At 70.8% G+C, this 1,265-nt stretch carries 1 protein-coding gene; it reads left to right on the top strand.

From position 1 onward, the window contains the following. Positions 1-285: 285 nt before the first annotated feature. Positions 286-1,265 (top strand): aspartate-semialdehyde dehydrogenase (locus tag G6018_RS14870; protein WP_182640032.1); only part of this gene is annotated, 980 nt, incomplete at its 3' end.

Raw genomic sequence — 1,265 nt, 5'->3', positions numbered from 1 at the left:
CCTGTGGAGCATCGGACCCGCCGGCCCGTCGAGAAGAGCGTTTCGCGCACCTCCCTTTCGGCCGATGTGAGCCGAACAGACTTCTCGTTGGTCGGCGATGGCGAGGTGGGGCGTGGGCTGCGGAGTCGCGGGGGCGGTGTGACGAGAGTCGCTGGAGGGCCTTCGCGCGGCCGGTAGACTGGGCCATCATCGGCCGACCCGAGCGCAGGGTGGAGCTCCCACCCGCGGGCGGCCGACACCAGAGCCCCCACGGGCCGCCGAGCACACCAGGAGATGACCTCACAGATGACCACTGTCGCCGTAGTCGGAGCCACGGGCCAGGTGGGGCGCGTGATGCGCGCCCTGCTGGAGGAGCGGGAGTTCCCGGCCGACGAGGTGCGGTTCTTCGCCTCCGCGCGGTCGGCGGGCACCACGCTGCCGTTCCGTGGCGAGGACATCGTGGTCGAGGACACCGCCGCGACCACCGACGAGGAGCTCGCGGGCATCGACATCGCCCTGTTCTCGGCCGGGGGCACGATGTCCAAGGAGCAGGCGCCGAGGTTCGCGGCGGCCGGCGCCGTCGTCGTCGACAATTCCAGCGCCTGGCGCAAGGACCCCGACGTCCCGCTGATCGTCTCCGAGGTCAACCCCGAGGCCGCGCAGAACCCGCCCAAGGGCATCATCGCCAACCCCAACTGCACCACCATGGCCGCGATGCCGGTCCTCAAGGTGCTCCACGACGCGGCCGGGCTCAAGCGGCTCGTCGTCTCCACCTACCAGGCCGTGTCCGGGTCGGGTCTCGCCGGCGTCGACGCGCTCAACGACCAGGTGACCGGCAACATCGGCGCGGGCCACGAGCTCGTGCACGACGGGCGGGCGCTGAGCGTGGACGACACTGGGCCGTACGTGGCGCCGATCGCGTTCAACGTCCTGCCGATGGCGGGCGCGCTGGTCGACGACGGGTCCGAGGAGACCGACGAGGAGCAGAAGCTGCGCAACGAGTCGCGCAAGATCCTCGACCTGCCGGAGCTGCGGGTCGCCGGCACCTGCGTGCGCGTCCCGGTGTTCACCGGTCACACGTTGAGCATCAACGCGGAGTTCGACAAGGACATCACGCCGGAGCAGGCGCGCGAGCTGCTGTCGAAGGCGCCGGGCGTCAAGGTCGTCGACGTGCCGACCCCGCTGGACGCGGCGGGCATCGACGAGTCGCTGGTGGGCCGCATCCGCCAGGATCAGTCGATCGAGGGCACCAAGGGCCTCAACCTCATGGTGGCGGGCGACAACCT

Origin of the sequence: Dietzia sp. DQ11-44, assembly GCF_014145205.1 — a bacterium.
Classification (GTDB): Bacteria; Actinomycetota; Actinomycetes; order Mycobacteriales; family Mycobacteriaceae; genus Dietzia; species Dietzia natronolimnaea.
Note: the sequence above shows the minus strand (reverse complement) of the source record. Positions and strands in the feature narration are given on the sequence as shown.